Raw genomic sequence first — 24115 nt, 5'->3', positions numbered from 1 at the left:
CCATTCATCCATCAGATTCCATCCCTTATCTTTCAATAATGTATTACTCATGAAATACGGTCTGGTTTTAATTTTTTGTATATGGGGCTTGTCTTTGGATGTATCTGCTCAAAACACATCTGGGAAGCTGACTTTAGAGCAAAGCGTAGCCATTGCGCTGGAAAACAACCTTGATCTGAAAAGAGCAGAGCTCAATTTGCTCAATGCCGAGTCCAATCTCCTGGAATCTCAGGGCCAGCGGCTCCCATCATTTAATATGGGGGCTTCCTCGGGCTACCGGTGGGGTCGATCTATCAATCCGGTAACCAATGCGTTTGAAACCAGAAGAATCGGAAACATCAATATTTCCGGAAGTTCCAGTGTGCCTTTGTTTGCGGGAGGGCAAATCAGCAACAGTATCAAACAGGCGGAAATCAACACGAAAACCAGCCGCCTGAATGTAGAAGCCAGCAGAAATGATATATCGCTGAACACCATTAATCTCTTTATCAATGTGGCGTTTGCGCGGGAACAGCTAAATATCGCCAACTCCCAGCTCCAGACCAGCAAAGATCAACTGGAACGGACAAGTAGTCTGGTAGAGGCGGGTTCTATCCCTATCTCCGACCAACTGGATCTGCAGGCCCAGTTGGCCACCAACGAACTGGAAGTGATCAATGCTGAAAACAGCTTGAGGATTGCCCGCCTGAATCTTTCCCAATCCCTGCAATTGCCCTTTACTGACGATTTCGGGATCATAATTCCGGAAGTGGAAGTAGATGGACTGGAGATCGATGGCAGGGGTGTGGAGCACATATATAGTGTCGCCTCCGGTTACCTCCCGCAGATCGAGGCAGCAGAACTGGGTGTTGATGCGGCAGAGCTGGGTGTACGTATCGCCAAAGGCGCATTCACTCCGAGCCTTAACCTCAGCGCCAATGTGTTCTCAAACTACGTAGATCAGACCAATTTTGGCGCGACGGATCCGGTTCTGAGCCAGTTTGAAAATAACCTTTCCCAATCTGCCAATGTGCAGTTGAGTATTCCGGTATTTACGAATTTCAGAAACCGGGCCGGAGTTCAGCGTGCAAGGGTGCAGAAGCGTTTGAGCGAAATTCAGGAAACAGAAACGAAAAACCTTTTGCGGCAGGAAATCGAAACCGCATATACCTCCGCCTATGCTGCCAAACAATCCTACAGAAGCTCGCTCATGCGGGTCGAAGCCCTGCAGGAAGCATTCAGAATGGCCCGGCAGCGATTTGAAGTCGGCGCACTCAATGCCGTTGATTTTCAGGTTGCCCAAAACAATCTTTTCAACGCTCAGGCAGACCTGGTCACGGCGAAGTATGAATATGTCTTCCGGGTAAAAGTGCTCGATTTTTATCTGGGAAATCCCTTATCACTTTAATTATAAGCATATAATGGCAAAGAAAAAGTCAAATAAATTACTATTTATATTGTTGGCAGTGGTGGTGGTGTTGGTGGTTTTTGCCTTTGTGGCAAAAAGCGCCGGATGGGTAGGCGGAGAGAAGCCTGTGGCAGTGGAAACGGGAAAAGTTTCCAGGAAGGATATTGTAGAAAAGGTGAGTGCCTCCGGTGTGGTTCAGCCGGAGAAAGAGGTCAAGCTGAGTCCCGATGTAGCCGGTGAGATCATCGAATTGAATGTGAATGAGGGAGATTCCGTAAATGTTGGTGACCTGCTGGTAAAAATCCGGCCTGATAACTTCATCTCGGCTCTGGACCGGGCACAGGCCAATCTCAACCAACAAATGGCCAATCTGGCCCAGTCGAAAGCCAGCCTGAAGCGCTCTGAGGCCCAATTTAATCGCGCGGAACTGGCCTATGACAGAAACCAGAAACTTTACGAGGACAAAGTGATTTCAGATGCAGATTTTGAACAGGCCAAGGCTGATTTTCTGACTGCGGAAAACGATCTGGAAGCTGCCCGGCAGACTGTGCTGGCAGCGGAGTATATCGTCAAAAGTGCCCAGGCCTCTGTAGACGAAGCTTCAGAAAACCTGCGCCTGACCAATGTGTATTCGCCTACTGACGGGACGGTGTCCAGCTTATTGGTAGAGGCCGGGGAAAGGGTAGTGGGTACGGCGCAGATGGCCGGTACGGAAATGCTCAGAATAGCCGATTTGTCGCGTATGGAAGTCAGGGTAAATGTCAATGAGAACGACATCGTAAGGATCAGCATGAACGATACCACTTTGATTGATGTAGACTCTTATGCGTTTAGTGGAAAGAAATTTACGGGTGTGGTCACCCAGATCGCCAATTCTGCCAATGAAAAGGCGAGTGCAGACGCAGTTACGGAATTTGAGGTCAGAATAAGAATTCTTAACGAATCCTATCAGGATCTGATCAGTGAAGATAATCCTTTTCCGTTCAGACCCGGGATGACCGCGAGTGTGGAAATCATCACCGATAAGAAAGAGAACGTGCTCTCCATACCGCTCGCTGCAGTGACTACCAGGCCCGATCAGACATACGCATCAGGACAGGAGGAAGGAAATTTGAAGGAATTGGTGTTTTTGAAAAAGGGGGAAGTAGCCAGCATTCAGGAAGTGAAAACCGGTATATCTGATTTTGAAAATATTGAAATTCTCGAAGGTTTGGAGGAAGGACAGGAGGTCATCACCGGTCCCTACTTTGTGGTGAGCACCCAGCTTGAAAATGATAAGCCAGTTACTTTAGTCGCTGCTGAAGGCGATAAGTAAATTATATGTGGTCGTCGTTTTAAATGACAAATTTTTTGCGGGGAAAACAAGAGGTATCAGTTAAAATTTAACTGCATTTGCTGGAATACGCTAAATTTTTTATTATTTTAGCTGGTATTGTGCCATCCTGCGAACGTTTTCAATGCTGCTTTTTTCTAAATTATATCGTAAATCTTCTCTGTTGCAGATTCCGGTCTCCGTATTGCTGTTTGCATCCTGTGGACCGGATATTCCGGAAAAGGTACGCCTGCAGGAAAAGCAAATACCGGAGCAAATTTCCTACAACCTGCATGTAAAACCTATTTTGTCTGATCGCTGCTTTTCCTGCCATGGTCCTGATCCGAATACCCGGGAAGCAGGACTGAGGCTCGACACGGAAGAGGGAGCCTACCAAAACCTTCAGGATAATTGGATGCGCAAAGCCGTATATCCCGGCAAACCTGGGAACAGTGAAGTATTGCACCGCATCCTGTCTGAAGATCCCTACGTGCAGATGCCACCTCCGGAATCAAATCTAGGCTTGTCAGACGAGGAAAAAGCCATACTGATCCGCTGGATCGAGCAGGGAGCTGAGTACCAGGCGCATTGGGCTTATCTCCCTCCTGAAAAAGTGGCACTTCCTGCTTCAAAATACCAGAATTGGGTAAAAAATGAAGTGGATGCATTTATCCTGAATCGGCTGGAAAGGGAAGGCCTGACACCCTCTCCGGAGGCAGAAGCGGCCACGCTGATACGCCGGCTGTCATTTGACCTTACCGGCTTGCCTCCCGATTGGGAAATGGTTCAGCGTTTTGTAAAAGACCCCTCTGCGGAAGCTTATGAAAAGGTGGTAAACAATTTGCTTGCTTCGGATGCCTATGCCGAGCGAATGGCCCTGGATTGGCTGGATGTGGCCCGCTATGCAGATTCCCATGGTCTGCATGCCGATGGTATCCGCATGATGTGGCCCTGGAGGGACTGGGTAATCAATGCTTTTCGGTCAAACATGCCCTACGATCAATTTATACAGTGGCAGATTGCTGGTGACATGATGCCGGAAAAGACCAAAGATCAGGTCCTGGCGACTGCATTTAACCGCAACCATCAAATGACGGCCGAAGGCGGGATCATTGATGAGGAATATCGCCTGGAATATGTTTTTGACCGGTCTGAGACCACCGCCAAGGCATTTTTGGGCCTTACCATGGAATGTGCCAAATGCCATGACCATAAATTCGATCCGTTGTCTCAGAAGGATTATTTCAGTCTGGCCGCATTCTACAACAATGTGGACGAGGTTGGCATGACTGGCGATGACATGAATGCCGGTCCGATGATGTTGTTTACAGATGAAAAAACCGATGCGGAAATCGCTGAAATCAAAGCGAAAATTATGGTACTGGAAGCTGACCAGCAGAAGCTCCTCAGCAGTGATGCGCCGGTAAGCGCTGAAAACCTCCCTCCGGTTACGCTGAAGAAAGGGTTGGTCGCGGATTTCCCACTCGACAACCATAATAATGAAACGACCCTATCAAAAACAGGGACCCGGGAAGCCAGGGTTTCCGGAAATCCGGAAGCTGTTCCCGCTCCAAATGCCGATCGGTCCGCATTGCGATTTAAGGACGATTTCGATTTCATTGAAATACCGGAAACCGGGCTATTCGAGATGGACATGCCCTTTTCCTACAGCATATGGATCAATCCCGAAACCATTGAGCCGTATAGGTTTATCTTAGGGAATATCGGCAATAAAAACACCTACTGGAGGGGATATGAATTTTACCTGGATCATTCAAATAAGGTCAATGTCAGATTGATCCATGCCCTTCCCCACAATGCCTTGCATGTTACAGGTGAATTGCCTATTCCCGCCGGTAAGTGGACCCAGGTAGCCTTTACCTACGATGGTTCCGGAAAAGCCAGCGGCCTGCGGATTTTCATCAATGGGAAGCTCACGGAAGTAAGTATTGAGAAAGACAATTTGTACAAAAGCATCCTTCCTGTCAATACCAGTTATACACCAGTGAAGAAGGCCCTCCGGCTGGCTAGAAGTTACCGGGTGTTTAGTGGTGATGACGGTATCTATACCGGTAGCCTTGCGGATCTGTCCATTTACGACAGGACATTGACTGAATGGGAAGTAGCCTGGTTGTTTTCTGAAGAGGATGGAAAAGCGATGGCCGGTAAGCCCGCGGCACTTGTTCACAAAAACTATTGGGAAAATGCCGAACTGGAAGGTATAAGGGATTCCCTTTCCTATTGGCGGGCGAGTAAATTGAAATTGATGGAAGGAATAGAAGAGGTGATGGTGATGCAGGAAAACTCCAGCCCGAGAAAAACATTCATCCTGGACAGGGGAGCTTACGATGCTCCGCTGGAAGAGGTCAGTCCGGCAGTGCCTGAAGTATTGGCCGGCTTTTCGCCGGATTGGTCACAAGACCGTCTGGGTCTGGCCAAATGGCTGAGCAGTCCCGACAATCCTCTGGTGGCCAGAGTAACCGTAAACCGCTATTGGTACCGTATATTTGGAAGAGGCATCGTGCCCACGGTGGATGATTTTGGCAGTCAGGGGCAACTGCCCAGCCATCCGGAATTGCTGGATTGGTTGGCAGTGGACTTTATGGAGAATGGTTGGGATGTAAAATACCTGATCAAAAAGATGGTCATGTCAGCGACTTACCGGCAGTCCTCTGAACCCACCGAAATATTGATGGAAAAGGACCCGGACAATGTGCTATTGGCAAGAGCGCCAAGGAGCCGGTTGCAGGGCGAGTTTATACGGGACAATTACCTAAAATCCAGTGGCCTATTGGTGCACAAGGTAGGAGGACCCAGCGTGAAACCCTATCAGCCTCCAGGTCTTTGGGAAGAAAAAGGCGAATTTTCTTATTTCCTGTACAATTATGAACAGGACACCGGTCAAGATTTATACCGACGGAGCATGTACACCTTTATCCGGCGTACAGCCCCACCTCCTGCAATGACTACTTTCGATGTGCCAAACCGGGAGGAGTGCCTGGTGTCCCGCCAGGAAACCAATACTCCCTTGCAGCCCCTTGTGTTAATGAACGATCCGCAGGTGGTTGAGGCAGCCCGGGTACTCGCAGAGAGGATGCTTCAATCCGATGAATTGGAGCAGCAGTTGACAGTGGGCATAAGGAATTCCCTGGGAAGAGATCCCGAAAGAGAGGAATTAGACGTGCTAAGCAGTCTGTACGCGTCCGAATTGGAGCGTTTTGGAAAGGATTTGGCGGCAGCCAAAGATCTGCTGGCTGTGGGAGAGCATCCGGCAGATACCCGAATTCCACCTGAAAAAACTGCTGCCATGACCATGGTGGCCAGCCTCTTGTTCAACCATTACGAATTTTATACCAAAAAGTAAAAAAGTAAGCATGGATCACTTATGCCAACATACCAACCGCTATTCGCGAAGGGAATTTTTAAGTAAAACGGGGCTTGGTTTGGGCGGACTGGCTCTTTCATCCCTGATTGGTCCTTTAGATCTGCAAGCCAGCAGTATGGAAGCATTGAATGATCCGCTGGGCACTCACTTTTCTCCCAAAGTCAAACGGGTCATTTATTTGTTTCAAAGTGGTGGTCCTTCTCAGTTGGAATTGTTTGATTATAAGCCCGAACTGATAAAAAGGAATGGGGAGCAGTTACCTGATAGCGTACGACAGGGACAGCGGCTTACCGGAATGACTGCCGGGCAGAAATCCATACCCATGGTAGGTTCTGTATATGATTTTCAGCAACATGGGGCCTCCGGTGCCTGGGTAAGCGAGCTTTTGCCGCATATCGCCGGGATCACTGATGATATCTGCATGATCAAATCCATGTTTACAGAGGCAATCAACCACGATCCGGCAATCACCTTTTTTCAGACAGGCTCCCAGCAACCTGGCAGGCCGTCTATTGGCTCCTGGGTGAGTTATGGGCTGGGCTCGGAAAATGAAAATCTTCCGGCATTTTGTGTTTTGCTTTCACAGGGGAAACAAGGTGCGCAACCGGTTTACAGCCGGCTCTGGGGCAATGGATTTCTACCCAGCCTGCATCAGGGAGTACAGTTCCGATCCGGCAAAGACCCGGTGTTGTACCTGAATGATCCACCGGGTATTTCCGGTACTGGTCGCAGGAATTTTCTCGATCACCTTCAGAGGCTGTACGAACTGGAATCTTCTCAATCCGGAGATGCAGAGATCGATGCGAAAATTGCCCAGTACGAAATGGCCTACCGCATGCAGACTTCGGTGCCTGAGACCATGGACATCTCCAATGAACCCGCCTACATTACCGATATGTACGGACCTGAGGTATTACAGCCCGGTACCTATGCGGCCAATTGCCTGCTGGCCAGGAAACTCTCCGAGAACGATGTGAAATTTATACAGCTTTATCACAAGGGCTGGGACCAACACGGGAACCTGCCCAATGACATCAAAAAAATGGCGCAAAGTATGGACCGACCCACCGCTGCCCTCATTCGCGACTTAAAACAAAGGGGTATGCTTGAAGATACGCTGGTGATATGGGGTGGGGAGTTTGGCAGGACCAGTTATTCACAAGGCAGACTTTCCGCAGACAACTATGGACGTGACCATCACCCCAATTGCTTCACCATGTGGATGGCCGGTGCTGGGGTAAAAAAGGGTATCTCCTATGGCGAAACCGATGAACTGGGATACAATGTGGTCCGTGACCCTGTTCATGTTCACGACTTTCAGGCCACATTGCTACACTTGCTTGGCGTAGATCATGAAAAGCTTACTTTTAAACATCAGGGCAGGCGGTACCGGCTAACAGATGTACACGGCAAGCTTGTCAAAGGTATTCTCTCCTGATTACAATTCAGGTCTAAACAAAGGGAAATTCAGGAGCGTATGATGAGCAGGTTCCCAATTTATTGTTGATATGTTGGAAGCCTCCGAAAATTTACGTTTTTGACCCTTCCAGAGCCCGTTCGATATCGAGTATGATATCGTCCACATGTTCCAGGCCCACAGATAGCCTTACCAAGCCATTCAATATTCCCACCCTTTCTCTTTCTTCCTCGCTGAGTTTACTATGGGTGGTAGAGGCGGGGTGGGTTATGATGCTGCGGCTGTCGCCCAGGTTTGCCGTTACGGTTATCATTTGCAATTGATCAATGAATCTTTTGGCTCTGGCCAGGCCTCCCTTAAGGGTAAGTGTGATGATCCCACCACCGTGCCGCATTTGCTTTTTTGCAAGCTGGAATTGCGGGTGGGAGGCAAGAAAGGGGTATTTGACCATTTCTACTTCCGCATTACCTTCAAAATATTGAGCAATTTTTAAGGCGTTTTCACAATGCCGGTCCATACGTACCGCCAGTGTTTCCATGCTCTTGGCCAAAACCCAGGCATTGAATGGGGAAAGTGAAGGTCCGGTATGTCGCATGAAAAATTGGACCTCATCGATCAATTCCTTTTTGCCCAGGATAAGACCTCCGAGCACCCTTCCCTGTCCATCAATAAATTTGGTAGCACTGTGGGTAACGATATGTGCTCCCCATTTGGCGGGCTGCTGCAGGTAAGGCGTGGCAAAACAGTTGTCTACCACCAGAATCAGGTTGTGGGCATTGGCGAAATTGGCAATGTATTCCAGGTCAATTATCTCCAGCCCCGGATTGGAAGGCGTTTCGATAAATATCATTTTTGTATTGGGTCGGAGCAATTTTTCCCAATTCGCTATGTCAGATATATCTCCATAGGTGTGGGAAATTCCCCATTTCGGAAATACCCGAGTTAACAACTGATGGGTAGAGCCAAATAGGGATCTTGCTGCCAAAATATGATCGCCTTGTTGCAGTAGAGCCGCCATGCTGCCAAACATGGCGGCCATACCAGAGGCCGTGCAAACACCATTTTCTGTTCCTTCGGCTGCACATATCTTCTGGATCAGGTCACTGGTATTGGGATTGGCATATCGGGAATAGATGTTTCCGGGGATTTCATCGGCAAACATTTGTCTGGCTTGCTCCGCGGAATCAAAAACAAAACTGGAGCTCAGGTAAATGGGAGCGGAATGTTCTCTTTGGTCGGAAGAGGACACATTGATACGAACGGCCTCTGTTTCAAAATGCTTATTTTCGGACATGAATATGTATTTCTGGGTGAAAGGACGTACTTATCCCCGGCCGGTCAAATTGGCGACAGGAAATAGGATTAAGGCAATCGGAAAACTTAAACGGGGAAGGAAATGGTGTTTTTTGCATCATAAAGGCTAATTTATCGGTCCCATTCGGGCAGGTATTGGCACCTTTCCCTTAAGTGGAAGGTTGCCAGAGGTTCACAGAGCCTGTTCTCTCACCTCTTCTTCATAAATCAGTCACCTGAAATTTATGCAAATAAACAGACTGTGTCTCTTTTATCCAAATTCGCAGGCGGTTTTAGGCAGTTAAAATGAAAAATCATACTGAATCCTGAAGCGCCAGCCGCTCGCCTCACGGTTTACTGATTTTTGCTCAAAATCAAAATGAGTGATGTCAGCAGTCAGTTTGTTTTGGTGACCGCTGAAAAAGCAGTTGAAGGCCAATGATATCTCTTCTTCATTGTTTCTCTGAAGAGCGCGATTGGGTTGGAAAAAGGCATATCGGGAAGCCAATTCGAGCAGGGGCTTTTTTTTATCTATCGCCTGAGGATTGAGGATAAAACCTCCCTGCACAAACCAGCCCTGCAATTTTGTCAATTCCAGCAGTTGGTTATCAAAAATACTTTTTCGGTGAAATTCGCTGTGCCAGCTAAAGCTTTTGTACTTCAATGTACTTTCCAGCAGGTATTGGTCGATCTGATATTGCCCGGCATTGCTCCCTTCAAATCCCACAAGTTGCCCTCCCCCTTGAGAGGAATACCGGGTATACTGACTGGTATTGGTAGCCCCTGCCCAGGCCAGCGATGCTACCGGTCTTTTGTAATGGGTCAATGCAGAACCGGACATCGCTACGCCATCTCCCAGGATGTTCCACTGCAACCTACCTGAATACATTAATTTTTCGTCATCATTGTTTCTGGCTCCGATTCCGGCTCCTGTCAGCACCATCAGGTGATAATTGAAATCCGCCAATCCGCCGCCATCCCATCTGCCATAAATTGTGACGCCCTGCTGCCTGTCCAGGGTAAAGGGTCTGTTGATGATAGAACGCTCCATCATTTGCTGATTGCCACTGGATATTACCCGTTCCCGGGAGTACTCGGATTTCCATTGTCCCACTTTAAAACTAAGCCAGGGCCATTTTTCTACCATTACCCTGAAATCCAGTAATCTTGAGGCACCAAGTTCGTATTCAAAATAATATTTCAGCCAGGGCTGGTAGGCATGTCCGCCCACCTTAAGCCTCGCCCGGTTGATCTTAAACAGGTTTTGTTTCTGCTCAAAGAAATCGTCATACGTGATCGGATCCTGGTCACTCGGCGTGGCAAAACGAAACTGAAGCCTGCCGCCAAAATTGAGCTGGTATTTGCCATCTGCTGAGGAAAATTGAAAACCCCGGGAACCATAGCGGACAGTCTGTTTCGGAATAGAATCGTTTTCTCCAGGAACAGCAAACGCAAAGTGGGGAAGCCCCACAATGAAAAACAACCAAATTTTATTTTTCATGCCAGCCGGATATTAATTCCTAAAAGGTAAATCGGCAGGTTTTTCAGATAGGGAGGTACAAAGTTACGGATGGTGCAAAGGGGGGTAAGATTAAGCATATATTAATTGAATATTACCTAATTGTTAATTTCCCTACAAAGTTAATGATACAAAATCAAAGTCCAATTGTTTTTTGCAGTTGAAACGGGATTTGAGGATGATGAATCAGGTGAAGTCTACCTAACTTTTATATTAAAATCCTCATCCCGAGACCTTGTATTTTATAAACACGGATATTGCGATGACGGTGGATGTCGTCACCACGAGAATTACATTTTCTTAAATGCAAAAAACGGGATGAGGATGGTTTTTTTTTGCAATATAGAGGTGTTTGTGGTACCAGGATTATGCCTCGAAAGCAACTATTATTCTTTTAATTATCTGTTCTTTTGCCTTGATGCAAAAGAACCAAAAAATCAAGACAAAAAAATCCTTCCCCCCGCAAACCTGCCGCACCCCCGGTTTTTTGTCGGGCCTACGCTCTTTGCGTAAATAAATATGATTCTTCGATTTCTATTAATTTTTTCGGTGGTTTTTCTCTATAAATCGGAATTTAATACGTCATCGGCAATTAGCAAATCCCCCTTTTAAGGGGGAAAGGGGGATTTTTTCGGCGATATCTTAAAATATCAATTCGTTAATTGTTACTTATTTTGAAATCTTTACCGATACCTGGCTCTACTGTCACAGGGAAAATTAACTTTTTATAAAACGCAGAAATAGGCATGACGATGAGCTTTTGAAACTCATTGGACATCAAAGGTAGGCGGAAAGACATAGGGACGAAGAGAATGGGAACGAAAAGCTAAGAGGAGTCACAAAGAACACAAAGGTTGCACAAAGAACTCGAAGTAATATCAAACAAAACGCTGTGCCCTTTTGGGATCTTTGAGCCCTTTCTACCCGCGGCGGTCTAAAGCCGTACGTAAATCGAATCACTATCCTAATCCCTATTCTCGATGGATTTATACCTTCGCTTCTATTCAGATCGCTCCCTTTTTAGGCTGAGCCTGCCGAAGCCCGGCTCCGCTCCCTTCGGCTCCGCTCAGGGATTGTCGCGATGATGGGTGGAAAGTGCAGCGACAAAGAGGCAGGGTTTAAGAATGGTCGTAAATTAAACTCAGGTTTGAATTACAAAAACCTGCCGATGGTTTTGGCCCAGATGGCATACCCCTTCTCGTTCATGTGCAGGTTGTCCTTTAAAAAAATATCTTCCATTGGTCTTTTTTCTGAATTCAACATCGGCTTCCACAGATCAGCATATTTGACTTTCTTCTTGCCACGGGCATACTTTTTCATGGCCGCATTAAGCGCAATGTATTCATCGGCCAGATTCCACCTGGCCACACTGGGCTTGGCACTGATCAGCACGATTTCGGTATTTGGCGATTCATTTTCAATTTGTTCTACGATCAGGTTATATGTCGTGATAATTTCTTCGGTAGATTTACCTGCAGATATGTCGTTATCGCCCTCATATATGAATACCTTTTCCGGTTTGTAGTCCAATACCAGCTCATCCAGATAATGCAGTAAATCACTGGCCTGGGAGCCGCCAAAGCCTGAATTGACAATTTTTTCACCCGGGAAATCCTGCTGCAAACTTTTCCACATCCGGATAGTGGAGCTACCGGTAAAAACTACCGAGGATTGGAAATCGGAGGCCGGATAGTCTTTGGAGATCTGGCTGACCTGATCGGAAAAGCGGGTAGGGTCCTGGGCAAATGCCAGGGAACTGCTGATAACAAACAGCAGGGACAGGTAGAAGAAATTTTTCATAGGTTGGTGTATAATGCAGGTCTAAAACTACTACAATAATTTGAATATTAAAACCAGATAATAATATGGGCTGCCTCAAAAGCGGACACATTAAGCGGACAGAACTGAGTATTGAATCGATTTGAGGATAAAAATTTACAATTTATAGCATATTTTAATCGGGAAATTCCAGTCGTTTATCAGATAAAATAATTATAATAAAATGATTATCAAATATTTATGGTTTTAATAGGTTTTTGAATGACAATTGTTTTTCTCGAATCAATACACAAGCAGGCATGGTATGCGTTTTGAAATGAATTCCGCTAAACATTTATCTATTCATGAATAATTTCGAAAAATTCCTGATTTTTTGTTCCGGAGCTTACCTGCCATTGGTCCGGAGGTGTCCTGCAAGTATCAACCGGTTTATGGGGATTGGCGCAACGGTGCTGTTTACGGCTATTTTTGCGGGACTGGCCGTGAGTTATGCCTTGTCTACCGTTTTTTCCTCTTTTTGGGTGATTTTGGGTATTGCTTTGATCTGGGCTTTAATGATTTTTAATTTGGACCGGTATATTGTTTCTACCCTGAAAAAGCAGGATCAATTTTTTCCGGAATTCAAACAAGCCCTTCCCCGCCTGGTTTTGGCTTTGCTGATTGCGCTGGTTATTGCCAAACCATTGGAGCTACGGATTTTTGAAAAGGAAATCAACAGAGAACTGGATGAACAACGTCTGGCAACGATAGAAAATAGCCGGGAAAAAATAGCAGCAGGATATCCGGAAATCAATGAATTGGAAAGTAAAATCGAAAATCTCAGGGCAGGTATTGCCGCAAAGGAGGATTTTCGGAACCAAAAGCAGGTGGAGTATGATCAGGAAAGGTTTGGCGTAAAAACGGAAGGGACCACCGGGCTTGCGGGCATTGGAATTAATGCTGAGAAGAAAGAAAAGCAACTGGATCAGGCAGAGCAGGATTACCAATATACCCAGAAGCTGAATGAGGGCAGGATTCAGGATTTAGAGGAGGAAATCAGGAGAATCAATGTATTGAAGGAACAGGAATTTCAAAACCAGATGGTCTCCCTGGATGCCTATGATGGATTGGCAGCCCGGTTACAGGCTTTCAGGGATTTGATGCTAAAAAATACGGCCATTTATTGGGCCAACTGGATGATTGTTTTTTTGTTTGTCATGATTGAGATGGCACCCATCCTGGTAAAGCTGATGGGAAGCAGGGGGCCTTATGATCAGTTGCTGGATTTCCATGAGGCAGGCATTGTCCTGACAGGGGAGGAGCAATGGTACAAAAAATCCGGCGATAGCGCAGTGAGAAAAGAGGTTTTTGATGGCTTGTATGATAAAAGAAAGGCGCGACGTGTGGATTTTGAACTGGGTATGCTTGGGGAAAAATAAAACTGTTAGTATTTGTAGCCGGAATTGCCTGAGCCTGGCCAGCACTCATTGTCCGGATGGCTGGGATTCCTCTGGTAGGAGGGAACGAATTAAGGAAACTAAGTATAACCATAAAAATGTTATATTTACATCATTAGAATAAATCCGTAAAAAGAATGGACGTATCTACCAGAAAACTAAATTTTATACAGGATCTGTTATCGGTTAGTGATGAAAAGATCATTGGTAAGCTGGAATCTTTATTGAAAAAGGAAAAGCAGAAAGAAGTCCAGCAGCCATCTGTTTATGATCTTTTAGGGGTTTTGACCAAAGAAGAAGGGGAAGAAATGGAGAAAACAATAAAATCCTGTTGTGAAAACATCCATGAAGAAGACTGGAAATGATCCCTGCTTGTTCTATATATTTTCTTTTGCGTTTTTATTTTTTGCCTGTAATAAAAGTAAAAATCGTTCACTTGAGTTTAAAACGGAAATTTTAACTTTTAAGGCAGATAGTACTTCCTTAGTAAATTCAGGTTATACGCAATTGGTTGAAACTGATTCCGGTGAATTTCTAATCACATACAATGGATTTACCCGATTTTTTGAATTTATATGATAAATATCGCAATGTGTTTTACAGATTGTTCTTTCCTGGTTTTGAAATGGATCAATTAGGAGAAGATTTGAATTACAGAGATTTGATAATATCCCGACCTTACTTAGGTGTGATGGTCTTGGATAGTGACCTTAATATTATCGGGGAGCATGTTTTTGATAAATTTCAGATTTATACCTTAAGTAATCGCTTTGTAGGAAAAAAAGGTTTATACCTCTCTATGAACAATATTTTTGATCCGGATTACGACGAGGAAATGTTCAGGTACCTGATATTTACCCCTGAATTGGGGGTAATTGATGATGCATTTTATGAATGATATATGGTGTTAAATAAACAGGCAGACCCTTTTCGAGCCTGCCTGCTTACTGTATCGCTGATCGAATTCAAATGCTTTTTTTAGCCAGGTAGAAATCTACCATTTCCAAATCGCTATTTTCCCGCTCCTGCATTTCTGCTACGGTTTTTGGTGGGGGAACGATGACTTTATCTCCTTCGCGCCAGTCCAGGGGCACGGCCACCTTGTGCTTGTCGGCCGTTTGTAAAGCTACCAGCGATCTTTTAATCTCATCCATATTCCTCCCTACATTCAAGGGGTAATACATGATCAACCTGATCTTCCCCTTAGGATCAATGAAAAATACCGCTCTTACGGCTGCGGTTTCACTTTCCCCTGGTTGCAGCATGCCATATTTTTTTGAAACCTTCATGTCAATGTCTGCGATGATGGGAAACTCAAACAAGACACCTGTGTTCTTTTTGACATTATTGACCCATGCGATGTGGGAATGGATAGAATCGATACTTAATCCTATCAATTTGGTTTTTTTCTCATCAAAGAAACTTTGCTCAAGGGCAAAACCACTCATTTCTGTAGTACAAACGGGCGTGAAATCTGCCGGGTGAGAAAAGAGTATGGCCCAACTGTCCCTGATGTATTCTGAAAACTTCATGGGACCGGTAGTCGTCATGGCTTCAAAATCCGGAGCCTGATCGCCTATTCTAGGCATGGTCATTATATCTTCTTCGTTCATGGTATTTTTATTTAATGAATACCATAAAATTGCAGCATTTTTAATTCTCCACCTGTGATTTTTATCACCTCAGCCGGCTTCTATTCCAAATCGATCAGGTAATTTTTATTTTCCCAGTTGCTTTCCAGACTATCCCTGTATTGAACGTTCATGATGAAGGGGCCTTTAAGCGCCGATGGGGTAAAATACAGCTCATGCCCGGCTTCGTTTGCATGACCCCAATATAGGATGTTTCGAAAATCCGGTAGATGCGATTCCTTTTCCCCTAGCGGTATTTCTGTTCTAAATTTTTTATTTTGTTGGACACCCTTGTATTCGATAAACAATGCCTTCTCAGGTAAATCAAAACGTCCAAAATCATTTTCAAAGGAACTCAGGCTCACCATACCACTGAAGCTGTGGTCCTTGATATAAAAATTTCTGTTGATGATATCCATTTTGCGGATATTTTTGGGATTGAATTTGGCAAAATCATCGCTTTCAAAAACAGGCATGCCATCTATCAATAGCAGTGGGTTTTCCCGGAAAACCTCATCAAAGGGAATATTGAAGTTCTTGAAAATGGTCTTCCGGTTCTGGCTCCTTACCAGCACTGTAGGGACGTATTCCCTGATCACCGTGGCCATGTCATCAAAACGATTGTAGTCGTCAAGCAGGTAGCTGAAATCTGTTACAAACTGAAAAGGAGTGGAATCCCGGGGCACTTTTTCCGGAGCCAGGAAATAATTATGGCTGGCCCTTGCCAACAAGCGTTCTTCCAGAAATACCCTGTCCCCGGGACTCATGATCAATTCGGGAAGTTCAAAGCTTTCACTGGGCCGTGCTTCCCAAAAAGGGGAATCCAGGATAAAGTTTACTTCCCGTTCTGCCGCTGAAGCCTGAATGACCACATAGTCGTAATGCCTGAAATTACCGGTTTCAAAATAGCAGGTACCCGTACTGTCCGGTCTGCTGATAAAAAGATGAAATTGTTTGCCATGAGCGGTCAGGTAATAATATCTCTCCGGATCTACAGTTTTATCCAGTACCCTTCCTTTGATGATATGTCCGTAAAGCTCAGGTATTAGCGGGCTATTTGAGTCGATCTGTCCATACATTTTCTCAAAATCCAGGGCTACTTCCGGTTGAAGGGTCGGGTTGGCCTTACGGATGACCACCGAAGTCCATGGGGTTTTGGCTAAGGTGAGTCTGATCTGATCCGAAGAACTGTTTTCGATACTACCGGGATAGGCGGGATATTCCAATTCTTTATTGGTAACAGTCCGGGGTTTATCGCTGATTGTTGGTGGTTTTTCTGGATTGATAATCGCAATAATACCCTGAAATACTCCTTCGCTTCCAGAAGTAAATGGGCTGATCCTGGTATACACCCTGAGCAGGTAATGGTCTGAATTTATGGTGGAAGGAATTTCCAGATATGCCTGGCTTCTTCCCTTATTCAAATTGGCCATATCCTGAATTACAGGTACTCCCTCTCTATCCAACAGCTCCATGTAGATTACTTTTGAAGGGCTGGGCTCATTTTGTGCCCATACCTTGATATCCAACCAAAGCAGTTCTTCCGTTAATACAACCCTATTGGACAGCTGCACAGCAATATCTTCTTTAGGAATTGTAGCAATCTCCTGGGCCGGCAATGGAAACGCAATGGCTAACACCATTCCGGTAGCCATGCCAAAGACTTTGCTCATGAAAACCCGTAAGCTTTTATTCTTTTTAATCATCTTGCCAATCTTCAGGTCTTGTGGTGGTTCCTCCTCTCAATCTGCAATCGGTACAGCCTGCTGTGGAAGCAAAGTAACCCGAACAGGGAAAAGTCTCACAATCTTCATACAGCGGCACATAATTGCCGCGGCCAAATTTTTCCTCGTACTCGGCTACGGATACCGTATCGATCTGGCAGCCCTGATAATCAGCAATTACTGTACGCCATGGGCTGACAGCTTCGCGATCGATATACATTTCCTTCTCCCTGGACAGGCCTGCTGATATGTAGCCGATCACCGGAATGTCCGCATTTTGCGTATGGTAAATGTTACTGCTGACAGCAGAAGGCAGAGGACTGAAAATACTCCCTATATCGTCTGAATTCCTGCGCAGGCCTTCCCAGAATACATAAGCTTCTCTGTCTAAAACATATTGTCGGGCATTGATCCGGTAACGGATGCCCAGTTTTTCGGAAAGACTATCTATCGTCAATAGCTCCTTCTGAAAAATCCGATTGTCTTCGTACCTGGCAGAAGATTCCAGAATGATCCTCCTGGAACGATTGAAATTCCAGCAGAGGTAGGTCAAATCCTCCCGGTCGATCATGACCATACCGCCCCTCGTTTCATCATAGTTGTAGTAGGAAATGTGCGGTGTACGGTACATCCAGGTTTCTTCGAATACCCACAAAAAATACTGATTTTGTGCATCACCGCGGGTATTGGCATAGACCTGTACATCTCCGGCTTCTTTGGTGAAACTGAGGTCAAATTCAGGACTGCGCATTGGGCTGATGGGGTCTGTCCGGTAGCTATCCCCATTCGCCAGGTTTATACTCAGGATATAAGACTGGTCTTCCGGTAGGTAATCTGATACTTCATAGGCACCATAGCCCACCTGCTGCAGCGGCCAGCTTCCTTCCCTTTCTCCCCTGATCGTCAGTTCTGCCTGAGGTACAACAAAGCCTGCATCTCCACCTGCATACAGGGAGGAAGTGCTACTCAGATGGATCTGAGTCGTGCCTCCACCCACTTCTATATATCCTTCCACCACCAGTATGTTTTGGTCAAAATCACTGATTTCGGGGGAAAAGGGCTCCCGGCATCCCAAATTGCAAAGAACCAGGATACCGATGATGTAAAACAACGTTATGTTACCTGATATCGCCATTAGAATCTAAAATTATAAGTGACAAAAGGAATGGGCCTGGCAAAAATGGAAAGTTGGTATCCCTGTATATTTCCATTCACAGGAGAAAAATAAACAGAATACGGGTTTGCTCTGCCCAGGATATTGTAAATACCCAGCGACCAGGAGGCATGGGCGAGTTTGCGGATCTTGTGGTTCCCTTCTATATTGAAAGACAGGTCGACCCGGAAATAATCCAGGATGCGGTAGGCATTTCTATCCGAATAAAATACCCGTTCTGAGCCGTTGTAATTGAATTTGGCCACGGGATAGGTAATAGGCCTACCTGTACTGTAATTGGCATTGAGGGAGGTATTGATCCTTTTGGTAAATTCAAAATTTCCTGCCAGCATGATGTCATGTGGCTGATCGAAATTGCTCGGATACCATTTCCCGGAATTGACCTGTTCCCCCCATTCTTCGGGATTGGTTTGGAGCAGGGACCTCGAATAGGTATAGCTGATCCACCCATTTAACTTGCCCTGGGTTTTCTTGGCCATCAGTTCGATGCCATAGGCCCGGCCCCGGGTATTGAGCACATCCTGCTCCAAATCATTGTTCAGGATCAGGGTAGCCCCACTTCTGAAATCTACCAGGTTTTGCATATTTCTGTAATAGACTTCTGCGGAAGTTTCAATGACATTGTTTTTGAAATTTTTAAAATAGCCTATGGCAAACTGCCTTCCAGTCTGGGGCATCAGGTAAGGATCACTCAATTTCCAGGTGTCGGTGGGAGCGATGGCCGCCGTATTGGTCAACATGTGCAAGTGCTGCCTCATGGTATTGAAACCTGCTTTGACGGAGGTGAAATTGTCTATGGCATACCTGGCAGAAATCCTTATTTCGGGTCCATGGTAGGTATTGATGATTTCACCGGCACCGTAGCTGCTTTCGCCGGTTTTAGTGTCTTCGGTCCTGATGGAATTGAAGGGGTATTCATTGATGCTGTTTGGGCCCAGGTAATTGTAAATAACATACCGCATTCCATAGTTTATCAGCAATTTAGGGTTTACCTCAAATTCATCCCCGATGTAAAATGCGGATTCAAGGGCTTTTTCCCTGTTTACCCTTTCGTTTAATACAATAGATTCAGGGCCCTGTGGAGTCTGTTTTCCCGGATTGAGGTTGTAAAACAAATGATTCATACCAAAGCTAAGCCGGTGTTTGTCGCTGAGCTCATAGGTAAAGTGGTTTTTCCAGCTGCTTTGGTCCATGGCAAAACCGAAACGAAAAGCATTGAGTGGGTCCTGTTCACTTAAGATGCCAAAACCATATTGATCATGGCCCAGGTGGAAATGGCCTTCTAATTTGTCGTTGAAATAATGTGTCCAGCCCACATTGATGTTTAGATTTTGGTAATTGAAGGAAGTATCCCTGTCAAAACGAAATGCATCCTGGCTCCAGTAAGCCGAAAGCCTGAATTCATTGTTTGGATCCGGAGAATGTTTGAAATTCAGGTTTAAATCATGAAAAGATGCCCTGCTGTCCCTGAATTCCGAATCTTCATCCAGGAATCCAAACAGCCAATTGGAATAGGTGCCCCTGCCGCCAATGGCAAAGCTGGTGTTTGCTGACAGCGGCCCCTCCACATACATGCGGCTGGTCATCAACCCGATTCCTCCACCGCCCTGAATTTTTTCCTTATTGCCAAATTTGCTTTTTACATCCAGGACGGAAGAAAGCCTTCCACCAAATTGCACGGGAATACCGGCTTTGTAGAGGTCTACACTTTCGATCATATCCGGATTGAAGGCGGAAAACATCCCAAAAAGGTGAGTGGGATTGTAGACGGTCGCCTCGTTGTACAAGATCAGGTTTTGATCTGCGGCGCCCCCACGTACATTAAATCCGGCACTGGCTTCGCCCACCGTTTTCACACCCGGTAAGGTCAGCACGGCTCTCAAGACATCCACCTCGCCCAGGACCGCCGGCAGTTTTTTCAGCGATTGGACAGTAATGTTGGCCAGGCCCATTTCGGGTCTTTCGATATTGGCGGATTTTTCAGAAGTAACTGTAACTTCGGACAGGGAGATGATATTGTCATCCATAGCAACATCGAGCCGTCCATCGCCTGACAAATTGATTTGCCTTTGCTCCTGGTAAGCCCCGAAGTTTTGGAAAATCAGTGTATGCCGGCCTTTGGGCAAGGTAATGACATAGTTACCCGATTCATCAGTAATGGACCGTGCTTCCTGCCCGGATGTGTAGACCAGGGCTCCGATTATGGGTTCGCCAGATTCAAAACTTGTTACCCTACCGCTAATCGTGCCATTTGCCCTTTCTGGCCTGGTACTGCCATCTCCCACTTCCCACAGCCTGTTCTTGGAAAAATTCCGGTTCTTTGACCCGGCATCTCCAGCAGTATTTTCACTGTCAGCGTCGTCCTGTTTTTGCCTATTAAAAAAATCAGCGCGCAGGTTAACAGACAGGGGGCGTTCCTTACTGAGAAATATCCGATGCTGGCTATCTATGGTAAAATAGATGCCTGCAGGGGAAAGTATTTCCTGAAGCAGGTCTGAAATGAGGCTTTCATAGGCATTTACATTTACAACAAGCCCTTCCACGTCTTCGGATAAATAATAGAGACGGAAAGCAGATTGGTCCTCTATCATTTTTGCAAAACGGTCGAAGGATAAGCCAGAAAAAATTCCGCTGACGCGCTCCTGATCCGTCTGCCGGGCGAAGACCTGGAAAGTCAGGCTTAGAAAAATAAAAATGCCGGAGAGGAAAAATTTAGTCATTATTTTCTTTCTGATTAGCCAGGGTTACCAAAGCTTGTAGGTAAGCCTCTTTGTGTTTCCGGAAGCGTAAGCCTTCTTTTCGCAATTGTTTTTTTGCGATTTTTTTGTCAATGCCCAGTAAGGCAAAAACCTTTCTTTTGGCCGGAACCGGCAGCATTTGCTCTTTAATTTCCACAAAAAATTTTTCCACCTCTTCGTAGCTTCTGATCAATTCTGCAGTGGAGGTTTCCTGCTTTCGTTGTTTACGGTGCTTGCAATAAAGTCCGATTATCCCGTTCTCAATTTCCCGGTAAAATCCGCTTTTGTGAAAGGAGTATCCTTCAGGTTGAGGTTTTTTGACAAATACGCTGCCCTCTGACAGCACAAATCGATCGATTTTGGCATGGTTTAAAATCATTTTTTGTTTGAAGGAGTCGGAGAATGACAAGACCAGGTCATCCCATATCTCGTATTGGAGGGGAAGATTGTTAAAAACAAATCCGTCTATTGAAAGTGAACCCTTTTCCATTTGTGCATCAGCATAATAGGGGTGACCGTCGAGCGATCTTCTGGTTTCTATATATTGCGTACCAGTATGTATTTCTGGATAGGATTGAATGATTTTTTCGTATTGATTGACAAATGCGGGTTTAACCTCCCTTTGCCCCATAAGGCTATTCACCTGAACAAAACAAAGTATTAAAATATAAAACAGTCGGTTATTCATGGTAGGATCAAAGGGCGTTCTTTTCGGTCGCTATTATAATTTTTAAATATAGTTCAATTTCCCCCGTATTGAATAGTTATTTAAATTTTATTTCTTTCATTTTACAAAGTTGTTTTTCCGGCTGCTCAACGGATATGCAGCCGGAACCTACGCTTCTTCCAGTTTTTCCCACAGAAAGATTGCATCTTTTTACTAAATGTCGGATGACAGGATCATTCCCTTATAATTATTATTTGCTGTTAAGATGGTGGATCAAATAAAGCATACTTGTTAATCAAAATGGCAAGCGATGTCCGGATTACTGGGGTGTAAAAATGGGACCGACAATACTTTTGGCCTGATTCTTGGAAAACCAGTAACCTAAGAAACTGAATACTTTTTGAAGATATGGAAAATTGTTCAAATCAAAGAAATGCTTCCCATACCGTGTTGATAGGCACAGGAAGATCCGCTGCAACTTTTCTTTGCGAGCTGCAAAAGAATCCGTTAACAGGTAGGGTCACCATTATCGGCTCGTCACACGCAGATCTGTTCTTTTTCCGAAGCCTTTGTGCATTGATGGAGGTAAATCTGGAAATCAATCTGGTTGATCCAGACCAAATTCCTGCAGACTATGGGATCTATTTTACCACCCTGGATATACAGCAGGTTGATTTTGAACATAAAACGATCATCTATCCGTCAGGCACCCTAGGCTACGATGCTTTGGTTTTGGTAAACGAAAAAAGACCAAAGGTCTTAGACCATGAAAATCAGAAAAAGCGCAGAAAAATTAAATCTGGCCAGGCGCATGATTGCAAAAATGAAGGCGGTACAAATGCTGCCGTAGTAGAAGGCAGCGGTTTCTCTGCCCTGGCATTGGTGGTATCCCTGGCCCTGGAGGGCTTCCAAACCTACCTGGTCTGTAACCTCAAAAATTTCACCGATGCTTTACTGCCGGAAGAGGAAGCATGTCTGCTGGCAAAGCATTTGAAGAATAAATCCATTGACATCTTGTTTGAACAAAAGATTGAAAGATATCTACTCGATGATCTGGGAAACGTTTCTGGAGTAGAGCTGAGCGAAGGCAGAACGATTGCCTGTCAGCAGGTGGTTCATGCAGAAGGCCAGTTCCCCGATTTTTCGTTTCTGAAAACAACGCCCTTTTATTCCGGGGAAACGTTTGATGTGGATCGATTTTCGAGAATTCCCGCTCTAGAGGATGTATTTGTTTTCGGACAAGACTCGTGTAATGAAAAACAGGGGGAAAGGAGTTCGGGTGAATTGAATAATGAAACCGCAAGGTATCCAGGTAAAGATATTTTTTTTCAATTTCCCGCTGGCACAGCCAAACCCATGGTCAGGAGTGTTCACTATAATCTTTTGGGCATGAGTTGGACAGTCTATGGGGATCTTTGCACCAAATGGGGAAAACATACACAAAACTTTTATTGGGAGCATCCAAATGGACAAATATCGTTCAGGCTGTTGTACGACCAGCGAGATTTTTCGATCCAATGCATGGCCTCTCTGGGAATTAAGTTTACCGAACATTTTCGCCGGCAGTTTGTGACTGGCCAATGGAAAGCAGAGGAGCTGATACAAAATTTGGAAAGGGGTATAGTGAATCAGGAGGCCCTGCCTGAAATCTTTTCCCTCATATCCAAAGCCTTTACGGTAGAATCCAAAAAGGTGATCAAAGAAAATAACCCCTCTATCTTCGAGCGAATCATGGAGAGGCTTTTTTGATGGGTTTGCCTGCAATCATTTTTTTCAGGGGCTTTCAGGAAGAGACAATGCAATCCCTTTTTCTTCATCAAAAAGAGTACCTGAAAAGAAACCGGTTTTCGATCCTTATTTTTCAGATCCCATGATATCGAAATGCGTAAATTGTCTCGGTGCAGATGGAGTACTTAGGCTTCTATCTCACAGTCCAGATCATCTATCTGCTGCTCCGCTTCCGCGACAGCATTCTGCCAGTCTGTTCGGGACTGGCCTGTAAGTGCCTGACAGCTACCATAAGGTCTTAGTGCGTCCAGGTAAGCGCGTGCTGCAGTTCTTAAATTTTCACAACTTGCATTGGTCTGTGTCTGACCGTGGGTTATTGCAGCTTGCTGCAGCGCATTTATCTCATCCTGTAATTCAGTGGCCCACTGTACTGAGCAGGCAGTGGGTTCAGTATCCTCAGACGAGCAACTGAAGAAAAATGCGCTAAAGGTCAGAATGAAGATATTTACCAAATGAATTTTTCTAAAATAAGACATAAAGGTTGTATTAATGTTTAAATTAGTTTCTTCTAATGTAGTTAATTAAACTGAGTTCAAAAAATCAAATACAGAAAAATAATATCAAAAGGCGTAATAATAGTTACGTAAATAGGAGTCCGTTGGTATCTGATGGCGGGGATGCCAGGCTCAAAGAAGAAAAAGTGCCACATGTCCGCAAGTGATACAAAAAAACATAAAGTGGCTGACATGCCGGTCACATGCGCAGGAAAAACGCAGCTGACCAATGGACTTAAATTGCGATCCAGGTTTCCCTGATCAGTTGCGCCTTTGACGCGGTTATTATATTTCCGACCAAAAAATACTGCGGAAAATTATTCCAATTTATCATTTCTTCCCTGTTTCCGGAACAAATAGCCCGCCGCTGT

The 24115-nt window shown here is 45.2% G+C and carries 17 protein-coding genes and 1 riboswitch; of the genes, 8 read left to right on the top strand and 9 right to left on the bottom strand.

The window, feature by feature from the left end; genetic code table 11:
- Positions 1 to 49 precede the first annotated feature (49 nt).
- The 4 genes from BUB19_RS09080 (at position 50) to BUB19_RS09065 (ending at position 7522) form a co-directional block, all read left to right on the top strand.
- Entirely contained in the window at positions 50 to 1387 is a 1338-nt protein-coding gene (locus tag BUB19_RS09080; protein WP_073094175.1) for a TolC family protein, read from the top strand.
- A gap of 13 nt (positions 1388 to 1400) precedes the next feature.
- Positions 1401 to 2702, top strand: coding sequence for an efflux RND transporter periplasmic adaptor subunit (locus tag BUB19_RS09075; protein WP_073094174.1), 1302 nt, complete (start codon positions 1401 to 1403; stop codon positions 2700 to 2702).
- A 181-nt stretch (positions 2703 to 2883) separates the two neighbouring features.
- The gene (locus BUB19_RS09070) at positions 2884 to 6063 is read left to right on the top strand and encodes a DUF1553 domain-containing protein (protein WP_245802816.1); all 3180 of its coding nucleotides are present in this window, start codon (positions 2884 to 2886) and stop codon (positions 6061 to 6063) included.
- Between the two features lie 10 nt (positions 6064 to 6073).
- Positions 6074 to 7522: a DUF1501 domain-containing protein gene (locus tag BUB19_RS09065; protein WP_073094172.1), complete on the top strand. Its 1449-nt coding sequence runs from the start codon at positions 6074 to 6076 to the stop codon at positions 7520 to 7522.
- Between the two features lie 91 nt (positions 7523 to 7613).
- On the opposite strand, the gene BUB19_RS09060 is transcribed toward BUB19_RS09065, so the two are convergent.
- From BUB19_RS09060 to BUB19_RS09045, 3 genes are all read right to left on the bottom strand, one after another.
- The gene (locus BUB19_RS09060; RefSeq protein ID WP_073094171.1) at positions 7614 to 8795 is read right to left on the bottom strand and encodes a trans-sulfuration enzyme family protein; all 1182 of its coding nucleotides are present in this window, start codon (positions 8793 to 8795) and stop codon (positions 7614 to 7616) included.
- 128 nt (positions 8796 to 8923) lie between these two features.
- Positions 8924 to 9024: riboswitch (SAM riboswitch) on the bottom strand.
- A gap of 71 nt (positions 9025 to 9095) precedes the next feature.
- Positions 9096 to 10295 (bottom strand): OprO/OprP family phosphate-selective porin, encoded by a 1200-nt coding sequence (locus BUB19_RS09055; protein WP_073094170.1) that lies wholly within the window; start codon positions 10293 to 10295, stop codon positions 9096 to 9098.
- 1170 nt (positions 10296 to 11465) lie between these two features.
- Positions 11466 to 12113 (bottom strand): SGNH/GDSL hydrolase family protein, encoded by a 648-nt coding sequence (locus tag BUB19_RS09045; protein WP_073094168.1) that lies wholly within the window; start codon positions 12111 to 12113, stop codon positions 11466 to 11468.
- A gap of 323 nt (positions 12114 to 12436) precedes the next feature.
- On the opposite strand from BUB19_RS09045, the gene BUB19_RS09040 reads away from it, so the two are divergent.
- The 3 genes from BUB19_RS09040 (at position 12437) to BUB19_RS09030 (ending at position 14426) form a co-directional block, all read left to right on the top strand.
- Positions 12437 to 13510 carry a DUF4407 domain-containing protein gene (locus tag BUB19_RS09040; protein WP_073094167.1) on the top strand — a complete coding sequence of 358 codons (1074 nt, stop codon included), beginning with the start codon at positions 12437 to 12439 and terminating at the stop codon, positions 13508 to 13510.
- A gap of 155 nt (positions 13511 to 13665) precedes the next feature.
- Positions 13666 to 13893, top strand: coding sequence for a hypothetical protein (locus tag BUB19_RS09035; protein WP_073094166.1), 228 nt, complete (start codon positions 13666 to 13668; stop codon positions 13891 to 13893).
- Between the two features lie 227 nt (positions 13894 to 14120).
- Positions 14121 to 14426 carry a hypothetical protein gene (locus BUB19_RS09030; protein WP_143155974.1) on the top strand — a complete coding sequence of 102 codons (306 nt, stop codon included), beginning with the start codon at positions 14121 to 14123 and terminating at the stop codon, positions 14424 to 14426.
- 67 nt (positions 14427 to 14493) lie between these two features.
- Here the strand turns inward: BUB19_RS09030 and BUB19_RS09025 are convergent, their stop codons facing one another.
- From BUB19_RS09025 to BUB19_RS09005, 5 genes are all read right to left on the bottom strand, one after another.
- Complete coding sequence (locus BUB19_RS09025; protein ID WP_073094164.1) at positions 14494 to 15141, bottom strand: peroxiredoxin; 648 nt, start codon at positions 15139 to 15141, stop codon at positions 14494 to 14496.
- A gap of 80 nt (positions 15142 to 15221) precedes the next feature.
- A complete protein-coding gene (locus BUB19_RS09020; protein WP_143155973.1) occupies positions 15222 to 16832 on the bottom strand; it encodes a hypothetical protein in 1611 nt (536 codons plus the stop codon).
- A 25-nt stretch (positions 16833 to 16857) separates the two neighbouring features.
- Positions 16858 to 18018: a DUF4249 domain-containing protein gene (locus BUB19_RS09015; protein WP_084097120.1), complete on the bottom strand. Its 1161-nt coding sequence runs from the start codon at positions 18016 to 18018 to the stop codon at positions 16858 to 16860.
- Positions 18018 to 20777 (bottom strand): TonB-dependent receptor, encoded by a 2760-nt coding sequence (locus tag BUB19_RS09010; protein WP_073094161.1) that lies wholly within the window; start codon positions 20775 to 20777, stop codon positions 18018 to 18020. The genes BUB19_RS09015 and BUB19_RS09010 overlap by 1 nt, the downstream gene beginning before the upstream one ends.
- The gene (locus tag BUB19_RS09005; RefSeq protein ID WP_143155972.1) at positions 20770 to 21483 is read right to left on the bottom strand and encodes a hypothetical protein; all 714 of its coding nucleotides are present in this window, start codon (positions 21481 to 21483) and stop codon (positions 20770 to 20772) included. The genes BUB19_RS09010 and BUB19_RS09005 overlap by 8 nt, the downstream gene beginning before the upstream one ends.
- Before the next feature lie 387 nt (positions 21484 to 21870).
- Between BUB19_RS09005 and BUB19_RS09000 the strand changes: the two genes are divergently transcribed.
- Positions 21871 to 23211: an NAD(P)/FAD-dependent oxidoreductase gene (locus BUB19_RS09000; protein ID WP_143155971.1), complete on the top strand. Its 1341-nt coding sequence runs from the start codon at positions 21871 to 21873 to the stop codon at positions 23209 to 23211.
- 164 nt (positions 23212 to 23375) lie between these two features.
- Here the strand turns inward: BUB19_RS09000 and BUB19_RS08995 are convergent, their stop codons facing one another.
- Positions 23376 to 23726, bottom strand: coding sequence for a hypothetical protein (locus tag BUB19_RS08995; RefSeq protein ID WP_073094158.1), 351 nt, complete (start codon positions 23724 to 23726; stop codon positions 23376 to 23378).
- Positions 23727 to 24115: the final 389 nt, after the last annotated feature.

It is taken from the genome of Cyclobacterium lianum, assembly GCF_900143075.1.
Classification (GTDB): Bacteria; Bacteroidota; Bacteroidia; order Cytophagales; family Cyclobacteriaceae; genus Cyclobacterium; species Cyclobacterium lianum.
This window is presented reverse-complemented; position numbering and strand designations above follow the sequence as displayed.